Here is a 7726-nt window from a genome sequence, read left to right as displayed (position 1 = left end):
GACCACGCTGGAGGGGATGGATTTGGGCCCGCTCCTTGGGCTGTGGCTCCAGTCCCCGGTCATCGGGCTCACCATGCAGGCGCTGGGCATCATTATTTACGGCGCAAGCACTTTCGGGGCTTTACAGTGTTTTCTGAAGGAAAAGCCGTAAACACCATTGTTCCATCCAGACGAATCGAGGACAAAATGGTCGTGGATTTTGGTGTATTCAGCGGCGCGTGATCTACCACCCGCCGGCCCCCTTTTCCCGGGCCATACCGTCTGGCCGTATTGATATTGACTCCGCTTTCATAGCGGAAAACCAGACGGGAAGCCTGTGTTGTCTTCGCAAACCCACTCCATCGTTCTCTTTTGGCCTGCACATCGGGGATGCTCCTGTTCTGAGATGTGGATCATCTTCTTTTTTCCCCGATACCCCATTGCCTGGATTCTGCGGCGTACCGTTTCTATTCCAACTGGCAGACTCAATTTCTCTACGATTTCTGACAGTGTAATATCCGGCTTGACCGTCTATTGCCTTCGCAATTCTTTCTGAATCTTCCGGCGTCAGCACCCGCTTACGTCCCCGCTCACTTACGCGCAGATCGACACTTCCTGTTGTGGCTTTTTGTTCTGCCGGCCGGTATACTGTCGGCACAGATACCCCGCATGCCAGCGCAACTGCTTCTGCCTCGTGCGGTTTCTCTTATGCTTCTACCGGCAAATTCCCCGCTTCATTATGCGGCATCTTCCTCTCCCCGATACTATCTTACCATATTTTTTTCCTTATTGCTATTTCAGAGAACTGCTCTGGTGGAAAAAATTGGTGCATCCTATCATGCCATATACAAGAGTCTCAACGAGACGAAAAAACCGCACCCTGCCGCCGATAAAACCGCCAGCAGGGTGCAAATGCAGTAGGAATAAAATTCGGGAGCTTTAGGCTTTGCCAGCAAAAACCCCCTATAGAGGTAGTGCGGGCCATCCGTTATACCCGTTATACAGAAAGACAACAACTATCCGTTTTCAATCTCCATAATCCTGGATAAGGGGAGGAAGCTGGGAGATCATATTGTCCATATCCTCGAACATTGCGCTTTTGGTGGTCCCCAGCCGGCTGGCAGAATCAATGTGCTTAATAACAACCTGATACTGCTCCTTGATCTGATCAAAAAACTGGCACAGCACCTGCAGCTCCTGCTGCGACTGCCCAATCACATCGGCGATGCCGGATTGTACGGACATGGCGCCCTCTGCCGCCTGTGTAATCTTCTCGAAGCTGCCCTCGGTCTGACTGACAATGCTCGCTCCCTGGCCCATGGTCTGTTGGGAGACAGCGATGCTTTCGCTGAGCTCGTTGGCGCGGAGTTCAACCTCGTTTACTCCGTTGTCCACCTCGCCAGCCAGATCCTTGATCTCCCCGGCCAGCTGTTTTACCTGGGTTGCTACCACCGCAAAGCTCCGGCCCTCGCTTCCTGCCCTGGCTGCCTCAATGGAGGCGTTGATGGCCAGGATATTGGTCTGCTCCGCGATGGATACGATCTTGCCCAGAGACTGCTGGATTCCCCGGATTGCGTTCTCCAGGTGGGAAAAAGTCTCTGCCATGGCGTCGTAGGACTGCTGTACCTGCATGGAGGTATGGCCCAGGACCTCCATTTGGTTCCGGGCCTCCGACACTGCCATGCCGATTTCCCCGCGCACCTGACTGAACTGCTCCGCTGTCTGGCTGATGCTGGAAAAGGATTCCCCCAGAGCCCGGAGCTTTGTCTGAAACTGGTCTCCCTCCTCCAGAACACCGGAGAATGAGGAGCCCACCTGGCTCAGTTCCCAAAGGGAGGCAACCTCTTTTTTTACAAGATCCTGTTGATATTCTTTTAGGCTGCCCGCAATATGCAGTACCGGATACAGACTCTTTTCCTCCTGAACCAGTGCGGCCGGCTGACCTTTTCGTTTCAAAAGCATGGAACTCCCTCCTTTACTCAAAGACCACACAGGTCATAGACTGGTTGACAAACCGGTTATTGTAGTGCTCACCATAGCCCACGAAACCGGCGTGGTTACCCAGGACTGCCATGTCCCGCAGATAGTTCTGCATATAGCCCTGTTCTGTAAACAGCTTGTAGCGGAACAGGCAGTTCACCGAGAAGATGGCGGAACGATGAGGGAAATCCCGGCAAATCTGCTGGATGGTATTCTGCACAATGGCTCTGTAATCGCCCAGCTCCAGCAGGATCAGCACATCGGAGTCATTCACCTGTCGGAAACAGGCCAGGGCGTTTCCCTTGACCTCTTTGATGGAGATGATGCAGGTATCGTCTCCATTCAGTTTGCCAAAGGGATTTTGAAAAGTTCGGGTGAGAATTTCCTCGTCTGTCACATGGAGGATGTCCTGGTAGACCTGTTTGGCGCTCCTTCCGTTCAGAGCGCCCAGGACGTAGTTGGCCCGGTCCGTATGGGATGCTACAAAACGGTAATTCCCCAGCTGGTGATAAATATTCTCCTTATAGGTTTTTACCCGGCCGTTTTGGTTGCGCACCAGCCCATAGGCCACCGCATCCTGATAGACCCGGCCGTTGGCGGACACCTTTCCCTGATCGCCAGTGCCGCCTACCAGTGAGATGCCCCGCTTGTGCAGGGCGGTATAGATGGTGGTGAGCACGCAGGCGTCGTTGCCGGAGCAGAAATCGATGCACACGGTATCCCCGTTGGAGCCGCCCACCGACTTCATATCCAGCTCCAGACGCTGTATGTATTTCACCGGCATGGTGGAGGCGTGCTCGAGCACATTGGCGGCAGCGGTTACACCTTCCGAAAAGGCGATAATCCCCACACCGTGCTCCGCCACGCTAGTCTGATAACTCATTCCAATACACCCAATGCTGGGCACACCAGGAAAACGCCGCTCCAGTGCCGCCACATGTTCCTCAAACTGACCTGCGTTAGATAATAGCATGATGAACTGCGGGGAACGTAGTCCCTGGAGCGCCTCGTCCAAGTTCCCCTGCTGGCTCATACCGAAAAATTGTTTCATGCCGTTGCTCCCCCTCCCAATAATTTCAAAAACCGGAATATTAAGTTAAAATATTATATGGCAAATCTGTTAGTCTGTCAATTATAAAAACAAATAGCTGCCTGGCGGCTTCTTTACAATTATAATCAAGCGTTACGGCGTATACACCGCACTTCAAAAGAATCCTTTGAAGTGCGGTGGGCATAAAGCACCTAATGGGGTAAAAGTGCAAAAGGCAGAAAGACAAGCAGAGCAGTTCTGCTTGCCTTTCTGCTGTTATGATTTTTTATTGTGTCCGGATGTGGTTTTCGGCAATTCACTGCCCGATGAAAAACAGCCAGGTGTTGGCGCCGCGCTCCATGGCGGCAAAATAGTGGGTTTGACCTTCTGCCTCAATGGAGTAGACCTTGAAGTCCTTGCGGATTCCGTCAGTATAGTCTTTCAAGTACGCAGTCTCACCGGTGTCGGTCCACTGGCAGTCAAAGATATTGACGCCCCAGAGTTTGTATGTTTTGTTCTTAATCAGTTTGCCCAGTTTCCATTCCATTTCCATTGCGGCTGCTCCTTTCCGTCTGGGTGATGTGACTATTATATCCGCTGGTTCATGGCTTTTCAAACTATTGCTGCAAATATCTGAGCCAGGAGTCCTCGTCTCCCAGCTCCGCTTTGACCATCTCCGGGGGCAGTGGTTCTACCGGACGGCCTGTGGAAAGGGCCGCGAGATAGGTCTGCGCGGCTTCCTCCAGGTAGGCGGCAGCGTACAGCGCTACCTTCGGAACGGTGTCCGTTATGTTCCCTATGGTGATTTCTGCCCGAGAGGTGCGGGAAGCAAAAGAACTCCTGGAGGAGTGCCGGACTGAGCTCCGGGAGCAGGGAGTGACCGTGGACCGGGTGGAGGTGGGGGTTATGATCGAGACCCCTGCCGCCGTGATGATTGCCGATGAGCTGGCGGAAGAGGTGGATTTCTTCTCTCTGGGCACCAATGACCTGACCCAATACACACTGGCCATTGACCGGCAGAATCCCAAGCTGGATGAGTTTTACGATCCGCACCATCCTGCGGTACTGCGAATGATTAAGCACACAATAGAGGCGGGCCATCGCCATGGCTGCTGGGTGGGAATTTGCGGTGAGCTGGGCGCGGATTTGGCGCTGACGGAGACATTCCTCCGCATGGGAGTGGATGAGCTGTCTGTCTCTCCTGCCGCCGTGCTGCCCATGCGCAAGGCCATCCGCGGCATGGACCTGAGCGGGGAGCGGTGCACTACAGTCTGAGCAGCCAGCGCTCTGTGGAATGGGCGGTGCTATGTCCATACGATTGAAGAGATAAAACCCTGAGCCACAGGAAATACATTGCGGACGTTGTGCTCTGCTGGAAAAAGCATGGGGATAAGGAAAGGGCGGCCTATAAGGCCGCCCTTGTTTCTTGCGGTGTGCGCGGAATGTGTGCCGAATGGGAATTTCCCTGTGCAGCTTTAATCAATATCACGCTGCCCGGCCGTTGCGGCAGAGCGGCCGGTTCATTCCTTAAAGATTCGCAAAGACCTCTACCTGGAGCTGAAGCCCGCCTGCGATTTCCTGGTTTGTATCCATCTCGCTGACGATACCGGCCAGATCGCCCACCAGAATATGGGTGCTGTCCGCAACGCCAGTGATGTCGGAGACGGCGCCGTCCACCGCGCCGGAGATGCCGGAAATAGAGCCGGCAATCTCCTCCATGGCGGTCCGGAGCCGGCTCGCCTGGCTGTGAAAGGCCTCCATGGACCGCTGTATGTAGGCTGCGTCCTCCCGGTACTGCTGTCCGGACTGGACCGACTGAGCCAGCTGGTCTGCGATGGTCTGCCCCAGGTAGTCGGCCAGCTCCTGTGCGCTGGAAGTGAGATACTGGACCGCACCAGTGACGACCCCGCTGACCTCCTGAATATGTCCGGCGGCCTCTCCGCAGGCGTCCGCCAGCTGGCGGATTTCCTGAGCTACAACGGCAAAGCCCTTGCCGGCCGCCCCGGCCCGGGCGGCCTCAATGGAGGCATTGATGGCGATAAGGTCAGTGGAGGAGGAGATGGAGAGGATATCCTGGGTCAGGACGCTGATCTGGTCTACGCTCCGGCTCTTCTCGATGGCCTCATTCAGAACGGACATGATGTCCTCTGTTCTGGCCTGTACGGCCTCCATCTCCTGCCGGGCGGACTGTTCCATTTCTTCCGAGCGTCCCCGCATTTCCACTGAGTAGCGGCTGAGGGCGGCGCAGGCATCCGTCATCTGTCCGGCCTCCTCCTGGGTGTGGCTGGCACTGGCGGTGATGGCGGCTGTGTTCTGGGAGATCTTCCCGAGGGCGTTGGAGAGCTGCTCCGTCAGTCCGGAGAGCCGCCGGGCGCTGCCTGATGAGGTCTCGGTCCGGCCGCGAATCTTGCCCACCACGCGGTTGAGGGCTTCTGAGCTGTCCTGGAGGGTGTCCATCGCACTCCGGATAGGGGTGACAACGTACTTGCGAATGATCCGCAGCGCCGCCCACACCAGAAGGACGCCCACGGCCAAAGCAGCGGCGCTGATGACCAGGGAGCTGATGTATACGATGAAGAGGTGGCGCTGTGCGGCTTCCGCCCGGGCGCTGACCGAGGCGGAAAGGGCGTCGATGCCGGCTTCTGCGGCGGTGCTTTGAGCCGCCACCTCGCCGTTGGCCATGGCGTAGGCCTCCTGGGTTTTGCTGTCGGCGCTGGCGCAGACCAGACGGACCAGCGCATGTTTGAAGGCATCATAGTCCTCCAACAGGCCCCGGTAAACAGTCTCGTCCTCCCCGGACACAAAGCGTTCATAGGAGGCCAGCTGGCCGTCCAGAACCTCCTCCTGCGCCTTGATCTCCTGCACCAGCCGGATCATCGTACTGTGGTCCGCGGCCACGATATGGGACAGGGCCAGGCGGTGGAGGTCCATCATGGAGCGGCGGATTTCCTCCAGCCTGGATTCGCTGGCCATGTACTCGTCCACAATAACACCGGCGTTGGCGTGGACGTTGTTGATGCTGAACACCGCCAGAAGGTTGGACAGCAGCATAATCAGTCCCAGCAGCACCACCGGCAGGATCAGTCGTTGCTGCAGGGTAAGCTTTCCTTTCATACGAATACCTCCCATTTATCGAGCCGTCACATTCTCCACCATACGGTCCAGCTGGGCCTGGAGGGACGCGCCCGAGGGATTCCCCTTCGCCATACTGGTGGCAAACTCCGTCACAGGGTCCCAGAAATTGCCCCCCACCCGCTGGAGCTGGGAGAACTCCGACTGTGCCAGCAGCGCCGCGATGGCCGCCGAGTTCTGCACCTCGGCCGAGGCCGCGGCAGAGCTGTTGGCGGGGCCCTGCCCCCGCCGCTCAAAGCGCAGGCGCTGGTTTTCTTCGCTGGTAATCCACTCAGCAAGCCGCGCAGCCCATTCCGGCTGACTTGAATAGGCGTTTACACCGATGAGCTTACAACCGGAGAAGGAGGCCATCTGCACCTGCCGGCCATTGCAGGTAAAAGTTGGAAGTTTGACTGCCCCGGCATGTTCGCCCCAGGCCTCCTGGACAGCTACTGCGTTCCAGACACCGCTGACGCCGGCGATGACCGAGCCGTCCTGGACGCCCTTTAGAAATTCCTCGTCAGTCCGGCTGGAAAAACCGGGGCTGGCGGCGATAGACAGCATAGCCTGGGCCACATCCACACCGGAGATGGGGCCGTCAGTGCGGTTCCAAGTGCAGTAATTGGTGAGACCGTCCTCATTCAGACCCACCTCCAGGCCGGTGTTGCCAAAGAAGGCATAGACATACCAGGCGGAGGTCCAATCCATTGAGAACTGCCGGCCGGCAGCCTCCGCCGCAGCCAGAATTCCGTCCATGGTTTGCACATCATTCTCGTTAAAGTATGCCTTGTTATAATAGAGGAAATATCCGTTGTCCGCTGTCAGCGGATAGGCGTACAGCGTTCCGCTTACACTGGCGGCCTCCACCGCTGCAGAGAGGTTGGCTGCCCGGATTGGCGCGGCGTCTTCAATGGGGTCCAGGGCCCCGGCGGCAGCCAGCGCGGCCGACTGGTCGTCCGCAAAGGTAAAGACATCTGCCCCGGCCTCCAGATCCCCCAGCAGGATATCCTTACAGCTGGATTCGCTCTGGGGCTGGCAAGTAATTTGAATGCTGGCCTGATCGGCGTAGCGGGCCTGAAAAGCGGCGGTGATCTCCTGAAGAAGTTCCATATCCTCCTCTGCTCCCCAAACGGTGAGTTCCACGGTCTGCGGCGGGGCTGTCTCCTCCACAGCGGGGGCCTGCTTCCCGCAGGCGGAAAGAATGAGGAGAAATCCCGCGGATAAAAACAGAAAAAATGTCCTTTTTTTCATATGATCAGACCTTTCTGGTAAATTGGCAGTCTTAGAGCCTGTATTGAAGCGGGGAGTACGGGACCGGCAAAGGGCCGTCAAGACGGTGTTCAGCGGTTGTGAATGCAGCCTTCTTTGCGCGGATGAATGCAATGTGCTGCCGCAGGCGGAGATCACGGCTGTTTTCGGATAATTATACCATTCATTGCCGCGATTTGCAACCACCGTTTCCACTGATCTTGGGATGGTGGAGCTGCTGAAAAAGTGTCCCCAAAGCGCTCGAAATATGGTATCATTAGAGTGGGGAGGGGGCGTGGAAATGCAGTTAAAATATCACATGGTAGCATCGCTTGACAATGGTAAACACACCATTGAATAAGACGCTGGGGGCAAGAA

Annotated in this window: 5 protein-coding genes and 2 pseudogenes; 2 read left to right on the top strand and 5 right to left on the bottom strand. The window is 56.4% G+C overall.

What is annotated here, in order from left to right; genetic code table 11:
• Positions 1–103 (top strand): annotated as a pseudogene (locus QZ326_RS09905) (VirB6/TrbL-like conjugal transfer protein, CD1112 family); the annotation flags it as partial.
• A 902-nt stretch (positions 104–1005) separates the two neighbouring features.
• Here the strand turns inward: QZ326_RS09905 and QZ326_RS09900 are convergent.
• From QZ326_RS09900 to QZ326_RS09890, 3 genes are all read right to left on the bottom strand, one after another.
• Positions 1006–1941 (bottom strand): methyl-accepting chemotaxis protein, encoded by a 936-nt coding sequence (locus QZ326_RS09900; RefSeq protein ID WP_295744663.1) that lies wholly within the window; start codon positions 1939–1941, stop codon positions 1006–1008.
• Positions 1942–1954: 13 nt separating this feature from the next.
• On the bottom strand, positions 1955–3010 hold the full coding sequence (locus QZ326_RS09895) for an FIST N-terminal domain-containing protein (protein WP_295744660.1): 1056 nt from the start codon (positions 3008–3010) through the stop codon (positions 1955–1957).
• Positions 3011–3305: 295 nt separating this feature from the next.
• The gene (locus QZ326_RS09890) at positions 3306–3542 is read right to left on the bottom strand and encodes a hypothetical protein (protein ID WP_295744657.1); all 237 of its coding nucleotides are present in this window, start codon (positions 3540–3542) and stop codon (positions 3306–3308) included.
• Between the two features lie 188 nt (positions 3543–3730).
• On the opposite strand from QZ326_RS09890, the pseudogene QZ326_RS09885 reads away from it, so the two are divergent.
• Positions 3731–4264, top strand: a pseudogene (locus QZ326_RS09885) (aldolase/citrate lyase family protein); the annotation flags it as partial.
• 252 nt (positions 4265–4516) lie between these two features.
• On the opposite strand, the gene QZ326_RS09880 reads toward QZ326_RS09885, so the two are convergent.
• Both QZ326_RS09880 and QZ326_RS09875 read right to left on the bottom strand, forming a co-directional pair.
• On the bottom strand, positions 4517–6103 hold the full coding sequence (locus tag QZ326_RS09880) for a methyl-accepting chemotaxis protein (RefSeq protein ID WP_295744655.1): 1587 nt from the start codon (positions 6101–6103) through the stop codon (positions 4517–4519).
• A 15-nt stretch (positions 6104–6118) separates the two neighbouring features.
• On the bottom strand, positions 6119–7270 hold the full coding sequence (locus QZ326_RS09875; RefSeq protein ID WP_365328986.1) for an extracellular solute-binding protein: 1152 nt from the start codon (positions 7268–7270) through the stop codon (positions 6119–6121).
• Between the last annotated feature and the right edge of the window lie 456 nt (positions 7271–7726).

Source organism: uncultured Oscillibacter sp. (assembly GCF_910587525.1).
Classification (GTDB): domain Bacteria; phylum Bacillota; class Clostridia; order Oscillospirales; family Oscillospiraceae; genus Oscillibacter.
This window is presented reverse-complemented; position numbering and strand designations above follow the sequence as displayed.